Origin of the sequence: Shewanella bicestrii (genome assembly GCF_002216875.1) — a bacterium.
Classification (GTDB): domain Bacteria; phylum Pseudomonadota; class Gammaproteobacteria; order Enterobacterales; family Shewanellaceae; genus Shewanella; species Shewanella seohaensis.
The window spans coordinates 628,701-645,304 of sequence record NZ_CP022358.1 but is presented as its reverse complement, the minus strand read 5'-3'; the positions used below and the strand labels follow the sequence as shown (position 1 = coordinate 645,304).

Sequence of the window (16,604 nt, the reverse complement as noted above, 5' to 3'; positions counted from 1 at the left end):
TTCATGAATATTGCTGAGTATTCCATCCGCCATAAAGTCATCAGCTGGATGTTTGTGTTGCTGCTACTCGTGGGTGGCGGCGTCAGTTTTACGGGTCTTGGGCAATTAGAATTTCCCGAATTTACCATTAAAGAAGCCCTAGTGATCACCGCTTACCCGGGCGCATCACCCGAGCAAGTCGAAGAGGAGGTGACCCTGCCCCTCGAAGATGCATTACAGCAGCTCGATGCGGTTAAGCATGTGACCTCAATCAACAGTGCTGGTCTGTCGCAGATCCAAATTGAGATCAAAGAAACCTACGACAAAACCAGCCTGCCACAGGTGTGGGATGAAGTGCGCCGTAAGGTTAACGATACCGCAGGACAACTGCCCCCCGGCAGCACCTCGCCCAAGGTTTATGACGACTTTGGCGACGTCTATGGGATTTTGTTCAATCTTTCAGGCCCGGATTACAGCAACCGCGAATTAACCAACTACGCCGACTATTTGCGCCGCGAATTAGTGCTAGTGCCAGGGGTGAAAAAAGTCTCAGTCGCGGGCAGTGTGACCGAGCAAGTGGTGATTGAAATATCACAACAAAAACTCTCGGCACTGGGGCTAGATCAAAACTATATCTACGGTCTTATCAACAACCAAAACGTAGTATCCAACGCCGGGAGTTTAGTGGTTGGCGATAATCGCATTCGTATCCACCCTACGGGTGAATTCAGCAGTGTGCAGGATCTGGCGCGTCTGATTGTCAGCCCGCCCGGTAGCACCGAACTCATCTATTTAGGGGATATTGCCAATATTGAGAAAGATTACGACGAGACCCCGAGTGTGCTCTATCACAACCGTGGCGAAGCCGCCCTCTCCCTTGGGATTTCGTTTTCGAGTGGCGTCAACGTAGTCGAAGTGGGTAAAAGCGTTAGCCAGCGCCTTGCCGAGCTGGAGTCACAACGCCCAATTGGGATGAACTTAGATACGGTTTATAACCAGAGTCTGGCGGTAGATGACACAGTTAATGGATTTTTAATCAACCTATTAGAATCGATTGCCATCGTTATTGCCGTGCTATTGCTGTTTATGGGCTTACGCTCTGGCTTACTGATGGGATTAATCCTGCTGCTGACCATTCTCGGCACTTTTATCGTGATGAAAGTACTGGGCATTGAGCTGCAACTGATCTCCCTCGGCGCCCTGATCATCGCACTTGGTATGCTAGTCGATAACGCCATTGTGGTGACGGAAGGCATTCTGATTGGCCTGCGCCGAGGTAAGACTCGCCTCGAAGCCGCAAAACAAATTGTGTCGCAAACCCAGTGGCCGCTACTTGGCGCCACAGTGATCGCGATTATCGCCTTTGCGCCGATTGGTTTATCACAAAATGCCGCCGGTGAGTTTTGTCGCTCCCTGTTCCAAGTGTTAATGATCTCTTTATTTATCAGTTGGATTACTGCGATCACCCTAACACCTTTCTTCTGCCACTTGCTCTTTAAAGATGCACCAGCAGACGATGAAGAACAGGACCCATACAAGGGCTGGTTCTTTAGCTTATACCGCACGAGTTTGACCTTTGCCCTGCGTTTTAGGCTCACCAGTATTCTCTTGGTCGGTGCCATGCTCGTTACTGCGGTAATTGGCTTTGGGCATATCAAAAATGTGTTTTTCCCTGCGTCAAATACGCCAATCTTCTTTGTGGATATTTGGATGCCAGAAGGCACGGATATCAAAGGTACAGAACGCTTTACCGCCGATATTGAGCAGATGCTACTCAAGCAAGCGGAGGAACAACACAGCGGCCTAAAACACTTAACCACAGTGATTGGCCAAGGTGCGCAGCGTTTCGTCCTGCCCTATCAACCCGAGAAAGGCTACCCCGCCTTTGCCCAGTTGATCATCGAGATGGAGGATTTAGCGTCGCTCAAAGTCTATATGTCTGAGTTAGAAGGACAGTTAAATAAACGATTCCCGCAGGCGCAATATCGATTCAAGAATATGGAAAACGGCCCGTCTCCCGCCGCGAAGATTGAGGCTCGTTTCTACGGTGATGACCCCGAAGTGCTGCGTGCATTAGGCGCGCAGGCCGAAGCGATTTTCCATGCAGAACCAACGATGGACGGTGTTCGCCATGACTGGCGCAATCAAGTGCCGCTGATCCGCCCGCAGCTGCAAAATGCTCAGGCGAGGGAAACCGGGATCAGTAAGCAAGATCTGGATAACGCACTGCTCATCAACTTTAGCGGCAAACAGATTGGCCTGTACCGTGAAACCAGCCATTTGCTGCCTATCGTTGCCCGTGCGCCCGCCGAAGAGCGCTTACAGGCCGACAGCCTGTGGAAACTGCAAATTTGGAGTACCGAGCACAACACCTTCGTGCCAGCCACCCAAGTGGTGAGCCAGTTCGAAACCCAGTGGGAAAACCCGTTGGTGAAGCGTCGCGACCGGATGCGGATGTTAGCGGTTCTGGCCGATCCAAAGCTTGGCAGCGATGAGACAGCCGATTCTGTGCTGCGTAAAGTGAAGGATAAGGTTGAAGCCATCAGTCTTCCCGCTGGTTACCACCTCGAATGGGGCGGCGAGTATGAGACTGCAGGCGAAGCCCAAACCGCGGTATTTAGCTCGATTCCTATGGGTTACTTGGCGATGTTTTTAATCACAGTGTTCCTGTTTAACTCTGTGCGTCAGCCCTTAGTGATTTGGTTTACCGTGCCACTGGCCTTGATTGGTGTCTCGGCGGGATTATTGATTTTCGATGCCCCCTTTAGCTTTATGGCGCTGCTGGGCCTACTGAGCCTCTCGGGCATGGTGATTAAAAACGGCATTGTGTTGGTTGACCAAATCAACCTCGAGCTCGGTGAAGGTAAACCCGCCTATGCCGCCCTTGTCGATTCGAGTGTGAGTCGTGTGCGCCCCGTATTAATGGCGGCGATCACCACTATGCTCGGGATGATCCCGCTGATCCCCGACGCCTTTTTCGGTTCGATGGCGATCACTATCATCTTTGGTTTAGGTTTTGCCTCATTACTGACCCTGATAGTGCTACCAGTGATGTACAGCTTGGCCTTTAACATCAAACCGAATGCAGTGGCGAGCACCAACTAGCACGTCACTCTCCCTAAACGCTTCCCGGCGTGGCCGATCGATGTAGTATTGCTCATCGATTGGCCCTTTCCTTCTCTTGATTATCCACTTAAGCCGAATACAAAAACGCCTAGATTTCAGCTTGGTTAGCATAAAATCTAGGCGCGGTAAGAGTGAATGACTATCGAGCCCGGCGTTAATTGACGACCTTTTTCACGACTTTCTTAGCATCGACACCCTCTTTCTTATCGTGCTTGTCGTGTTCGTGCTTATCTTGCTTTAGCGCATCGGAGGCTTTGTCGGATAGCTTATCGTCGGGTTTAATATCATCGACCTTATCACTGACCGAATCCGTCACTTTATCCTTAGCATCCCCAACGGCATCCTTGGCATCTTTCGCCGTACGCTCGGCGGCTTTCTCGGGAGTACAGCGACCACTCACGCCAGTAGTCGCCTTAACCGCCGCATTCTTGGCGACTTTTTCAGGGTCGCAATTAGGATCTAAGGGCCCTGCGACTGCGCTATAGGTAATCAGCGAGCAAGTTACGACAGACAACAATCCCGACATCAGCTTTAACTTAGTCAGACTCATATTCAACCTCCATGAATAATATGTTCGAGCTTTACTATAGTACGTCGCTAAGTTGAAGCAAACCGACTTAAGCTACCCACTACAACTATTGCGACAACGCGCATAAAAACAAGCTCCCAGAGGTTTGCACCAGTGGGAGCTTGTAGAATATTGCGTGAGTAACGGCTTAATCTGTCAGGATCAATGGTTAAGATTTTGGATCTTTGTGCTGAGTGTCGTTAGGCTCATGCACTTTCGCGTCGCCATCTTTATCCGTTAATTGATGACTCTCGGGGCGTTTATCGCTCGGATCAGCCTTATGCTCAAAGTCCCCTTCATACACATTGCCGTCGGAGTGAGTATGTTGCTCAAAGGGGGATTGGCCAAATGGATTCGACTGTGAGCCTGAATGAGGTCCAAATGGACCCGTACCAAAACCGCCGCGCATTCCGCCCTGTAAACCAGACACCACGCGCAGCTGCATACGCTTAAACACTAAGGCGGCAATCGGGCGGCGCGTTAAGGGTGTGAGTAATAATAGGCCAATAAAATCAGTCACAAAGCCAGGGATAACCAGCAATACACCCGCCATGGCTAACATCATGCCTTCGACAATTTCCTGCCCTGGCGCCTCGCCTCGCGTGAGTTTTTGCTGCACTTGCATCAGCGTGCTCAGCCCTTGGCTACGCACGAGGGACACACCCAACACGGCGGTAAATAACACCAGACCAATAGTGGTCCAAGTGCCGAGCACCTCGCCCACGCGAATTAACACTGACAGTTCGATAACTGGGATCAGCACAAATAATAAAAACAGGATTAAAAACATACCGACCTCAGATTTATCTCGCTTACTTGAAAACTAAATGGGGGCTATCCGGTCTTAATTCAAGTCTCTTGGCTGGCGCTGTCGGTAAGGGAGTGAAACTTCTGATATTTAGCTCACTCTTTTGTTACCCGGTTAATGTATGAGACCATAAAAGCACGTAAAGTAGCTTAGCCTAATAGGCTTAAGCGAAGTTTAAGATTGTTAAGGGACGATACCTCACACCATGCAAGCTCAGTATTTAGTGGTCAGCACCAGTTGCCCTGATGAAGTTCAGGCAAAGCGCATCGCCCATGCCTTAGTGGAAGCGCGCATCGCCGCTTGCGTGCATATCTCGGCGCCGATCCGCTCAGTGCATGCATGGGAAGGAAAAATCTGTGAGGAGCAAGAAATTAGCTTACACATTAAATGTTTACAAAGCCGCTATGCCGAGTTAGAACAGCTTGTGCTTCAACTCCACCCTTATCAAGTGCCTGAAATTATTGCCGTACCCGTCACTCACGGGCTACCAGCCTATTTAGATTGGATAAAAGATAACACTCAGCCATGAAAAAACTACTTAGCTTTATCTTCACCGCATTACTGCTGCTTGCGCCCTTAACTCAAAGTAGCAATGTCTTCGCCAATAGCTTCGGTTTTCTAAAAAGTGAGCCAGAGTTAATGCCTGTCGATCAAGCCTTTGCCTTCGATTTTAAGCAGGAAGGCAATAAGGTCACCCTCAATTGGGTCATTGCCGACGGCTACTACATGTACCGAGATAAGCTTAAGTTTAGTGTCAATGGCGCCGAACTTGGCACCATAGATCTGCCAAAGGGCAAACCCCACAACGACGAATATTTCGGTGAGCAAGAGGTGTACTACACCTATATCGATATTCCCGTTGGCCTGAAACAAGCCGATGATAACGGCACCTTAACCGTGACCTTTATGGGCTGCGCCGAGGGTAAACTCTGTTATCCACCGACCAAGCGCGATGTCACCCTAAAAGCCGTCGCGGCCAATGATGGGCAAATCGCGACTGGCACAGACAACAACGAAACGACTGAACCTGCCGCCACAGCTGATGTTAAGCAAACAGCTAGTGCACCAAGCCAACCTATTACCCAGCAAGATAGCCTAAGCCAGATGCTGTCTAACGACAGTTTGCTCTGGACCTTAGTGATCTTCTTCGGCCTAGGGATTGGTCTGGCGCTCACGCCTTGCGTCTTCCCTATGTATCCGATCCTATCGGGCATTATTGTCGGCCAAGGGCAAAAACTCTCGACTGCCAAGGCCTTCACCCTGTCGATGGCCTATGTACAGGGTATGGCGATCACCTACTCGATTTTAGGTCTAGTCGTTGCCTCCGCGGGGATGAAATATCAAGCGGCACTGCAACATCCCGCTGTGTTGATCTTTTTAGCTATCCTGTTCTTTGTACTCAGTTTATCCATGTTCGGTTTGTACGATCTCAAACTGCCTTCTAGCTGGCAGGAGAAGATGAACTCAATTTCCAACAATCAAAAGGGCGGCAATTTAGTAGGCGTGTTTTTGATGGGGGTGATCTCGGGATTAGTGGCCTCACCTTGTACAACGGCCCCGCTGTCAGGCGCCTTAGTCTATGTGGCGCAAACCGGTGATTTATTGCAAGGTTTCCTCGCGCTCTACGTGCTGAGCATGGGTATGGGTGTGCCGCTACTTATCATCGGCACCTCGGGTGGTAAGTTACTGCCACGCGCTGGCGCTTGGATGAACATCATTAAAACCGTGTTCGGTTTCCTCCTGATTGCGGTATCGATTGTGATGCTTGGCCGTATTTGGACGGGTGTGGTTTCCGATGTGCTCTGGTCGCTCTGGGGCATTAGCTTCACCGGTTATCTGATGCACCAAAACAAACTCAGCGCCTTCAACTGGAAGCAAACCGTGCGCTCAGTGCTGCTGACGCTCACGCTGCTGGCCAGTTTCTCCTACGGTTTCCAAGCGGTCATGGGCCACTTTGGCTTTACTCATGCGCCAATGGGCACTGTGGCGACAACCGAGCAGGAGCACGGCTTTAAACGGATTAAATCTATTGAAGATTTAGACCGTGAAATCGCCGCCGCAACCGCTGCGGGTAAGCCTGTGATGCTGGATCTCTACGCCGATTGGTGTGTGGCCTGTAAAGAGTTTGAGGCCATCACCTTTAAGGACGCCGAAGTGTTAGTGCGGATGAACAAGATAGTGTTATTACAGGCCGACGTAACTAAGAGCGATGCCATAGATGTCGCATTGCTAGAGAAATACAACGTACTGGGCCTGCCGACGCTGCTAATGTTTAACGAGCAAGGCGAGCAGAGGGAAGATTTAAGAGTGACTGGCTTTATGGGACCGAAGGAATTTGCCGCCCATTTAGATCACTTAGTGAAATAATCTCAGCTAAAACGCCAATTTATCTCTGCGCCGTTTTAGCGTCAAACCAATAAAAAGCGGACTTTTTTCATTAAAAGTCCGCTTTTTTATCACGCTGTCATCGATTTCTTATACAATCCCTGTTTAACGTGGACTTTTTAGATTGGAGCATTATGGAACCGGCTATTCTCATCATTACACTTATCTGCGGCATGCTGGTTAGCCGCATAGGGCTGCCTCCCCTGATCGGCTACTTAGTGGCAGGCTTTGTACTCTTTGTTTTTGGTATTGAGAAAGAAAGCCTGCCCCTGCTGCAAGAACTCGCTAACCTCGGGGTCACCTTATTACTCTTTGCCATTGGTCTTAAACTGGATATCCGTAGCCTCTTTAAGGCCGAAGTCTGGGCCGGGTCGAGCATACATTTAGTGCTCTCCATGGTGCTGTTTATTCCCATCCTCAAAATCCTCGGCCTGATTGGCTTAAGCCAGCTCGACGGTTTGAGCGTGGCACAGCTGTCATTAATCGCCTTTGCGCTCAGCTTCTCCAGTACGGTGTTCGCGATTAAGGTATTGGAAGATAAAGGCGATGTGCAGTCCCTCTATGGCCGTGTCGCCATTGGTATCCTGATTATGCAGGATATTTTTGCCGTCGTTTTCTTAACTATTTCCAAGGGTGCCATTCCGTCTGTCTGGGCGCTGGCATTATTGCTGTTGCCTCTGGCAAAACCGCTGATTTACAAAGCCTTCGACCGTGTTGGTCACGGCGAACTCTTAGTGCTATTTGGATTAGTGATGGCGCTGGTTGTCGGCGCTTGGTTATTTGAATCCGTCGGCCTCAAACCGGATCTCGGCGCACTGATCATCGGGATTTTACTCGCGGGGCATAAAAAGGCCTCTGAGCTGGCTAAATCCTTGTTCTACTTTAAAGAACTCTTCCTTGTCGCCTTCTTCTTAACCATTGGCCTCAACGGCTTACCCACGGTATCCGATGTGGTACTCGCGGCCTTATTAGTGCTGTTAGTGCCGTTAAAAATCCTGTTATTCGTCTACTTACTGACACGATTCAAGCTGCGTTCACGCACCTCTATGCTGGCCTCATTCAACTTAGGTAACTTCTCTGAGTTCGGCCTTATCGTGGCCGCCGTTGCCACCAGCAAAGGTTGGCTACCACCACAATGGCTGGTGATTATCGCGGTCGCCTTAAGTTTCAGCTTCTTATTTGCGGCGCCACTCAACGCTACCGTAGGCAATATTTATCAACGCTTCCAACAACGTCTGATTCGACTCGAGAAGCCCCCGTTGCACCCAGAAGACAGACCAATTGCCATTGGTAATCCCCGCTTCTTGATCTTAGGTATGGGCCGCATTGGTAGCGGTGCCTACGACGAACTGCGCGCGCGTTTCGATGGTGAAATCCTCGGGATTGAACACAAGCAGGAACTGGTGGATTTGCACCGTGCCAATGGCCGCAACGTCGTGCAAGGCGATGCCGCGGATACCGACTTTTGGGAAAAGCTCGATAGAGCGCCAAATCTTGAGTTAGTGCTGCTGGCCATGCCGCACCATGCGGGAAATCTGTTCGCCGTTGAGCAGCTTAAGAAGCTGAACTATCAGGGTAAACTCAGCGCCATCGTACAATACGGCGATGATGCCGCCTCGCTGAGAACCTCTGGCGTACACAGCGTGTATAACTTGTACGAAGCGGCGGGTGCGGGTTTTGTCGATCATGTGATCCATGAATTATTACCCGATTCAGAAACCCGCGCAGAGGCCGAAGCCAATGCCGACAAGTCACCAATTAACGCTAACGCGACCTCTGGCTCTGTCTAATCTAGCCTTGAATAAAAATCATCTTATTTAGGCTGATGTTGGCTCAGGAAATTAAACCTCCTGAGCCAACTTATCTCTCCCCTTAAAATGTTAAAAACAATCAAAATCAACTAATTGCAGTGATTCGCCAGACAGAACTAATCGGTTGCTTGTTCTGTATCGATTTTCCCTAACGAGACTATCGTCTATACCCTACAAAATCTCAGTTACAAGGCCGAGTTAGTCGTGATATAAATCGAAGACAAGAACGCAATTTAGCTCAGCTTTTTTGGAAGTCTTCTCAGCATGTCGAACCCTGCGCAGCGCGCCACTAAGTTATTTGTCCAAACCTTTGGCACTAAAGCCGATGATTTATACCAAGCCCCAGGTCGGGTTAATTTGATCGGTGAATATACGGATTACAACGACGGCTTCGTGTTGCCCGCCGCCATTAATTTTCATACTGTGATTGCCGTTAAGCGTCGAGAGGACAATAAGTTTCGCGCCGTTGCCGACGCCTTTTCGGGACAAATCAAAGAATGGAGTTTCGGTAAAGACACCGAAATCAATCCCGAAGATGGTTGGGTCAATTATCTCAAAGGCCTAACGGTGGCCATGGCCAACACTGGGCTTATCGCCAAAGGGTTAGACTTAGCGGTTGTCGGCGATGTGCCATTAGCTGCGGGTCTGTCTTCCTCCGGCGCCTTAGTCGTCGCTTTTGGCACCGCCATTAGCGACAGCAGCCAACTGCATTTATCTCCTATGGCGGTAGCACAACTCGCTCAGCGCGGTGAATATCGTTATGTCTCATCGGCTTGCAGCATTATGGATCATATGATCTGCGCCATGGGCGAACCGGATCATGCCTTACTCATCGATTGTCTGGATCTGGATAGCGAGCCTATTGCGATCCCTGAAAACCTCAGCCTTATCATTATCGATGCCCATATCGAGAAACAACGTCTGGCGGCGATAAATCAACAACGCCGCGAAGAATGCGCACAGGCTGCCGACTTTTTTGGTCTCGATGCCCTGCGCCACCTCGACCTGCGCCAGCTCGAAAGTGCTAAAGATCAATTGGATGACACCCTGTATCACCGTGCCAAACACGTCGTCACCGAAAACAAACGCACTCAGAGTGCTGCTCGGGCGCTAGAGCAAAATAATCTATCTAAATTCAGTTTGTTAATGGCACAGTCCCATCAATCCCTGCGGGATGATTTTGAGGTGACACTGCCCGAATTTGACACTTTGGTGGACATAGTCGGCCAAGTGATTGGAGAGCGTGGCGGCATTCGCATGACCGACGGTTGTGTTGTCGCCTTAGTGGATCACGAACTCACCGATGCCGTAGTCTCGGCGGTCGAGCATGCATTTTATGAGCAGACCGGAATCGATGCCACTGTGTATCTCTGCTCGGCGAGTGCGGGCGCGGGGCGCATCGACAGCTAGTCCGTCAATCACGCTCAATCCATTCTTCCAGACAAATACCATACGAATTCAACCTTGAATCCTATGGTATTTGTTGTTTTTAAGAGGCAAAATCAAGCGGTTAAATCACATTAGAGGGAAGCTAAATGGTGCGTTTCAGTGTACTAGATCCTTGGACCGATCCCCGCGGCGGTGAAATCGAACGTGTGCGGATAGACAATGGCATCATCGCCTTAGAAGTGCTCAGCTTAGGTGGCATTATTCGCTCACTTTGGACGCCCGATAAACAGGGCCAACGCGCCAATATCGTGCTTGGCTGCGACAGTGCCGAAGATTATCTAACCCAAAACGCCCACCTTGGCGCTATCGCAGGGCGCTTTGCCAACCGAATTGCGATGGGCAAGATGCAATATCAAGGGCATGAATATCAACTGGATATCAATCAGGCCAGCAACTGCTTGCACGGCGGCCGCGAAGGTTTTAATCGAAAAAACTGGCACTTAGGCCAACTTCCCGACGGTGTGCGTTTATCGTTAGTCAGCCCTGATGGCGACATGGGGTTCCCCGGCAATTGCACTGTCCAGTTAGACTATCGCCTCGCAGCCAATAATCTCTATGTGGAAATCCTCGCCTCGGTGGATAAACCTTGCCCCGTCAGTCTGACGCAGCATTCCTACTTCAACCTCGATGGACTGCCGAATAATCATCAACATCGGATGCAAATCGATGCGACGCGCTACCTCACCATGAATGAGGTGGGCGTGCCTACGGGGATTGCCGAGGTCAAAAACAGTATTTTCGATTTAACTCAGGGCGTTACTCTAGGGGACAAACTCCAAGATCCGGCGCTGGCCAGCACCCAAGGTTATGATCATTGTTATCTCTTGGACAATCCCGATAATTCACTGCGCCGCTTTGGCTGTCTATCAAGCCCCGTCAGTGGTCGCGCCATGACAGTCTTTACCAATCAGCCCGGCGTGCAGCTCTACTGCGCTAACTTTTTAGCGGGAACCCTAGGGCGAAACCAACAAAGTTTGAACGCCTATCAGGGCGTGTGTATTGAACCGCAAAAATTACCTGACTCGCCTAATCAACCCCTACTGGGTGATGACGCTTGGTTAGTACCGGGGAAAATCTACCATCATATCAGCCGCTATCAATTTGATATTGAAGGCTAAAATGAATGCGTTTTGGGATAGGTTTTTCGAATAAAGGAAGGAAAAGCCGGTAAGGAATAAAGTGATTTATTCCTTACCCTAACCAAATTTGCCCTAGGCAAACTCAGTGTTAATCGTCGAAATCATCGCCCCAATCTTCATCAAAATCGGCGCCAATGGCATCGGTTTCAATTTCAGGCTCAACTTCAGCTTTAGCCTTACGAACAGGGCCTGAATCTTTCACATTGTTCAGGTCGATGCGAGCTTGATGCTTGCCCATAAATTGAGCTCGAGCTGCTTTCCATGCGCCGCTAAACTTAGCTTCAGCCGCTTTTACCGCTGCATCATCTAAGTCATGTAGGTTCACTTTTACGATGTCTTCTACATACTCAACAATAGCATCACGTTCGGTATTGTAGAGGTAGATTCGTCCAGGGGAAGCCTCTGGCAGCTGGTTGTCATGGACGACAATCGCGGTGCCCTTCGATGTTCTCAGCTCACCATACCAAACCTGTTTCTTTGCTGTGTTATACATATATGCCAATACCCTTAAATCAACACATACACTATGAGTTTTTTAGTCTGAATAAGCGAAGCGTCGCTTGCTTTGATCCACGAATCGCGCCGGAAAGTCTCTGACGTTTTCAACTGGGTATTTTTACAGAATATTTCCGATAATCAATGCCTCATACCATGAAATTTTCACTTATTACGCATTAATTTCGGCCAAAGTCTCTAAAAAATTTTGTCATTAACGACTTTAGTCTAAAAAAACATCACAGCAAGTTTTAATTCGGCAGCCCGCCTCCATCAAAGGATTGAGGCGAGTGCGTTTACGCAGATGTAGCCAGGCGGGATCACAAGGTTAATACAACTTTGCCTCTATGTTCTCCCGACTGCATCAGCGCATGGGCCTTGGCCGCCTCGGCCAGTGGAAAGGTGGCACAGATATGCGGCACGATTTGCTGGCTATCGAGCAAAGGCCAAACCTGCTCACGTAATTGCTTGGCGATTTCGGCTTTTGCCGCAACGCTCTGCGGTCTTAAGGTTGACCCTGTCCACACAATACGTTTGGCCATCAACTGCAGAATGTTCACCTCTGCCTTACCGCTACGTTGGGTCGACACTGACACCATGCGGCCATCTAGCGCTAATGCTTGAAGATTCAAGTTGATAAAGTCGCCACCAGCAATATCAAACACCACATTGACGCCTTTGCCTTGAGTAAAGGCCATGACTTCTTCCACGAAGTTCTGGGTGTTGTAGTTCACCACCAGATGGGCGCCTAATCCGGCGCAATAGTCGCGCTTAGCATCCTGCCCCGTGGTCGCAATCACGGTCGCACCAAGATGCTTGGCGAGTGAAATCGCCGTGCTGCCAATGCCACCCGAACCACCGTGGATCAACACGGTTTCACCCGCCTTGAGTCCCGCGCGCATAAAGAGGTTGCCCCACACAGTGAAAAAGGTTTCGGGCAGCGCCGCCGCTTGCAGCTCAGAAAAGCCCTGTGGAATAGGTAAACAATGCTCGGCATAGGTTAAGGTGTACTCGCCGTAGCCACCGCCGGGCACTAAGGCGCAAACCTTATCTCCTAACTGCCATTGGGTCACGCCGTCGCCTAAGGCACAGATCTCCCCCGCGACTTCCAGCCCAATAATCGGCGAGGCCCCAGGTGGTGGTGGATACATTCCCATCCTTTGTTTGATATCGGGTCCATTCACCCCGGCTGCGCGGTTACGAATCAAGACTTGGCCAGCACTCGGTACGGGCAATGGCGAGCGTGTCAGCTGCATCACCTCAGGCTCGCCGGGCTGCTCAAGATAAATATGCGTGTAATCATGGGGTAATTCGGACATAACGTGCTCCTAGGAGAATACAGAGTACTGCCGCTAACAAGGCGGTCTTCACTGCTGGTTAGCAGCCATTTCAGGCATAGTTGGATATGGGGATAAATCGATAATCATAGCGACGATAGGGCTAGACTATCCCAAGTTCAAACACTAAAACTGGCATGACTCTCAAAGCTTTTCAAGCGCTTGTACTCTTGCCTTGGCCTTAGCTTCGTAATCATTCGTAAAGGATTTAGCCAGTTCAATGCTGTGCTGATAGAGCGCAAGGGCGCGCTCTGGCTCAACGCTGCCACCTTCGCCCGTATCGAGTAGGCTCGCAAGCTGAAAATAGGCACGCCCCAACACATCCCGCTGCATGCTTTGTTTATCGCCCTGCGAAACCACTTTTTCGAGCCAGATGCGCGCTTGATGCGCATCACGCGTGTCGGGTTTTAACAGAATATCCGCATATTCAGCGACAACATAGAGGTCGCGCTCGGCGGCAATCTGCCAAAACTCTTGGCTTTGTTCAAAATCCTCGAGCAAATAATAGTAATCACTGGCGGCGCTATGGGCTAAGGCTGGATCAGCCTGCACGCTCATACGATAGTGAGTTAACGCTGCCGTTGCATCATGGTAGGGCGACCAAGGCAATGCTTGGTACAGCGCCATCATACTCATGGCCTCGGGAACACCTTGATTAACCAACTGATTTAACTGCTTCCAAGCGCTGTCTTGGACGCTTTTCGCCTCGGCCGTATTCGGTTTGCCTTGCAGTATGGTCTCAAATGGCTGACGAATCAGTTCCAACTTGGCCTCGACATCCCCAAGCCTTGCCGCGCGTTGTAGCCAATAACGGCTCTGCTCAACCTCGCCCGCATAGGCTGCCTGTGATTGCATCCACTGAATCGCAATCAAGTCATCGCCCTCGGCCGCCTCTCGGTAGTATTTGCGCGCTTTTTCTTCATCCTTCGCCAGCGCATGACCAGCCCAATAGATATGTGCTAACAATCGCTTATCTTCGGCCTTGCTACTCCCACTTAAGGTATTGAGCATAGATTCAGGCTTACCATAGGCATAGAGATGAACGTCCCCGCGCGGATAACGATACTCTGTGCCATCGGGATAATGGACGGAGATATGCTCAGGCTGACGCCATACATTCACTTGATAATCTGGCAGAATTTCGGGATTAAACTGCACCCGCAGCACTGGCTGTTTATCGAATCGCACCATTTGTGTCGCCGCGCTTGACCATAAACGGCTACTCGATTGCAGATTACTCTTAAGCTTTACCTCAAAGGGGCTGTCGGTCTTGGGGCTGTAAATCACCACAGGGTAATACACGGGATTGAGGCTAAGCGGCAACGCCGCAACCAGATTGGTATCTTCTTCGCTGCCAGCAAGCACGGGCTCGATAGTCAGCTCCTGACTCAAATAAAAGCCATCATGGGGCGAGGCTTTGGTCACAGGTCCGCTCGATGTTAATAGCGGTGACGTATGTAAATAGCCATCTTTTAATGACTTAACCTTTTGCCAGATGGGATGACTTGGCTGCAGGGTAAGATCGAGAACTAAATCCTCCAATTGCCAATCGCAATCTCCGCCCCCTTGCAGGGCTAACGTCAGGTTAAAAGGTTTGGCATTGTCGGTCGTATCAAGGGTCTGTCGCAAAACCGAACTCTTATTCAGCGTGGCGCGATAGGGGTTGGCAATATCACCATTTGGGAAACGGATTTCTTTGCGGGTACATGTAGAGGAAGTGTAATAGCCAACTAATTCGAGCTGGGTGTGGGCGGGTAAGGTTCCCGTAAACTCGAAGCGTTGCGCAGTCTTTGGCGGCTTAGTTTGGTCGACGGGTAACTCCTGTAGCCACAGGTTATCCCACCAGCCCGCCCAAGCTGGCGCAGAGTTCAGCAGGCTCAAACTCAAGATGAGGCCCAGGGTCAGGCCCTGCCCGAGCACTGCTACTTTAGGAACCAACCTCATAATGCCAGTTCTCCATTGCTGATGAGATACCATCGCCCTTGCTTTAATGTCTCTACATCGGTTTTCACCAATGGAACCACCCTTGTTATTTTAGGCATAACACCCGTGTGAGCTTAGGTCAGTGCCGCTAATGCCTTGGCCACCTCACTAAAACGTGGGCGACTTGCGAAGTCGGCCTGCATACATTGCTCTTTTAACTGCAGCAGCTGTGCGTGCAGCCCCTCGTCCTCAAAACGATTAGCGAAGGGCAACAAATCATCAATCAAACAACCTAGAGCCCGCACCTCTATGGCCTCCATCGCCTCTCGCTCTGATTGGGATAGTTTGGCCAAGTTTGAAGCAGCACCAAAGTCACCGAACAATAGCGCCATCTGCGGATTAATCATCATATTGTGCGCATACACATCCCCATGGCTGATTTGCTGGGCGTGCATATGCGCGAGAGTCTCGGCCAACTGCAAGGCTATCTTAACTATGCCGTTAAGGCTGAATTCGCTGCCCGCCTTAAAAGTATCGCGGGTGCAGGTTTCGAGGGAGGGCGGTAAGCCTAAGTTAGAAAATCCTTGGGGGATTAACGCCATCACTAGCCCTAGCTGATCCTTCTGGCTGATATGCGCTAAAACCTTGATGAGATTTGGATGCTCGCCCGTGGTTAAACAACAATCCAATTCATCGGCAGGGTAACCGTCACTGGTCACCTCACCCTTAAATAGCTTAACCGCGATCTGCTCAGTCCCCGTGGTGGCAACCATCGCAGGATTTAACCAACGCCCCTGATAAATAATACCCGAGGCGCCCTCACCCAATTTGTCACCGAGGGCAATATCCGCTAATGACACATTGGGTACACTGGCCACATCGGCATGGGGGTCGACTAGCGTATGGCTAAAGGGATTGCCCGCAAACGCCAGCCAAGTGAGTTTAGGCAGCTTAAGCAACCAATTCGGCAGCGCGGCTAAAGCATTTGCCGATAAACGCACTAGCTCTAGGTTATGGCATTGGGCCATGGATGCTGGCAGCGAGGTTAACCGATTGCCCGCTAAGGCTAATTTTTGCAGGCGATACAATTGCCCCATACGTTCGGGCAAGGCGGTTATTTGGTTATCCGTTAAGATCAACCAGCGGGTATGCAAGGGCAATGACGCCTCAGGAACCGAACGAATTTGATTCGCCTTAAAGCCAATCATCTCCAGTTTAGGGCACTGACCTAACACTTCGGGCAACACTTCAAAGCGGTTATTGGAAGCAAACAAGATCTTCAACTGAGTTAAGCGATGTAAATCTTCAGGCAGTGAACTGAGCTGGTTATTGGATAAGTCGAGGATCTCAAGGGTATCGGCTAAATCGAAGATCTCCCGCGGAAACTCGGTTAAATTTTCAACCAACTGTAAACGGGTAACCCCTTGTAATTGTCCCGCTTTTAACTGCGCTAACGTCTGCACTCTCTCATCCACTGCAATAAAAAAACGCCGCTATCTTAGCGTATTTAGCGCCAAAGCTAAACGTAACTAACGCGGTCAAATTTTAAGCAAAGCTATTCACAAATGCGAAAACAGATTAGCA

Annotated in this window: 12 protein-coding genes; 6 read left to right on the top strand and 6 right to left on the bottom strand. The window is 50.1% G+C overall.

The window, feature by feature from the left end:
- The first annotated feature begins 3 nt into the window (after positions 1–3).
- Positions 4–3,084: an efflux RND transporter permease subunit gene (locus CF168_RS02920; RefSeq protein ID WP_089066908.1), complete on the top strand. Its 3,081-nt coding sequence runs from the start codon at positions 4–6 to the stop codon at positions 3,082–3,084.
- A 175-nt stretch (positions 3,085–3,259) separates the two neighbouring features.
- Here the strand turns inward: CF168_RS02920 and CF168_RS02915 are convergent, their stop codons facing one another.
- Both CF168_RS02915 and CF168_RS02910 read right to left on the bottom strand, forming a co-directional pair.
- Positions 3,260–3,655 carry a hypothetical protein gene (locus CF168_RS02915; protein ID WP_089066907.1) on the bottom strand — a complete coding sequence of 132 codons (396 nt, stop codon included), beginning with the start codon at positions 3,653–3,655 and terminating at the stop codon, positions 3,260–3,262.
- Between the two features lie 187 nt (positions 3,656–3,842).
- Positions 3,843–4,463, bottom strand: coding sequence for an FxsA family protein (locus CF168_RS02910; RefSeq protein WP_089066906.1), 621 nt, complete (start codon positions 4,461–4,463; stop codon positions 3,843–3,845).
- Positions 4,464–4,686: 223 nt separating this feature from the next.
- Between CF168_RS02910 and cutA the strand changes: the two genes are divergently transcribed.
- The 5 genes from cutA to CF168_RS02885 all read left to right on the top strand — a co-directional run bounded on the left by cutA (position 4,687) and on the right by CF168_RS02885 (position 11,244).
- Positions 4,687–5,010 (top strand): divalent-cation tolerance protein CutA, encoded by a 324-nt coding sequence (gene cutA / locus CF168_RS02905; protein ID WP_089066905.1) that lies wholly within the window; start codon positions 4,687–4,689, stop codon positions 5,008–5,010.
- On the top strand, positions 5,007–6,848 hold the full coding sequence (locus tag CF168_RS02900; protein ID WP_089066904.1) for a protein-disulfide reductase DsbD: 1,842 nt from the start codon (positions 5,007–5,009) through the stop codon (positions 6,846–6,848). The genes cutA and CF168_RS02900 overlap by 4 nt, the downstream gene beginning before the upstream one ends.
- A 152-nt stretch (positions 6,849–7,000) precedes the next feature.
- A complete protein-coding gene (locus CF168_RS02895; RefSeq protein WP_086902167.1) occupies positions 7,001–8,656 on the top strand; it encodes a cation:proton antiporter family protein in 1,656 nt (551 codons plus the stop codon).
- Positions 8,657–8,941: 285 nt separating this feature from the next.
- Complete coding sequence (gene galK, locus CF168_RS02890) at positions 8,942–10,087, top strand: galactokinase (protein WP_089066903.1); 1,146 nt, start codon at positions 8,942–8,944, stop codon at positions 10,085–10,087.
- Positions 10,088–10,212: 125 nt separating this feature from the next.
- On the top strand, positions 10,213–11,244 hold the full coding sequence (locus tag CF168_RS02885; protein ID WP_089066902.1) for an aldose epimerase family protein: 1,032 nt from the start codon (positions 10,213–10,215) through the stop codon (positions 11,242–11,244).
- Between the two features lie 109 nt (positions 11,245–11,353).
- Here CF168_RS02885 and CF168_RS02880 read toward each other — a convergent pair whose 3' ends face one another.
- The 4 genes from CF168_RS02880 to CF168_RS02865 all read right to left on the bottom strand — a co-directional run bounded on the left by CF168_RS02880 (position 11,354) and on the right by CF168_RS02865 (position 16,483).
- Positions 11,354–11,758, bottom strand: coding sequence for a hypothetical protein (locus tag CF168_RS02880; protein ID WP_011718360.1), 405 nt, complete (start codon positions 11,756–11,758; stop codon positions 11,354–11,356).
- Between the two features lie 322 nt (positions 11,759–12,080).
- Complete coding sequence (locus CF168_RS02875; RefSeq protein ID WP_089066901.1) at positions 12,081–13,079, bottom strand: NAD(P)H-quinone oxidoreductase; 999 nt, start codon at positions 13,077–13,079, stop codon at positions 12,081–12,083.
- A gap of 162 nt (positions 13,080–13,241) precedes the next feature.
- Positions 13,242–15,041 (bottom strand): tetratricopeptide repeat protein, encoded by a 1,800-nt coding sequence (locus CF168_RS02870; RefSeq protein ID WP_089066900.1) that lies wholly within the window; start codon positions 15,039–15,041, stop codon positions 13,242–13,244.
- A gap of 113 nt (positions 15,042–15,154) precedes the next feature.
- A complete protein-coding gene (locus tag CF168_RS02865) occupies positions 15,155–16,483 on the bottom strand; it encodes a leucine-rich repeat-containing protein kinase family protein (RefSeq protein ID WP_089066899.1) in 1,329 nt (442 codons plus the stop codon).
- Between the last annotated feature and the right edge of the window lie 121 nt (positions 16,484–16,604).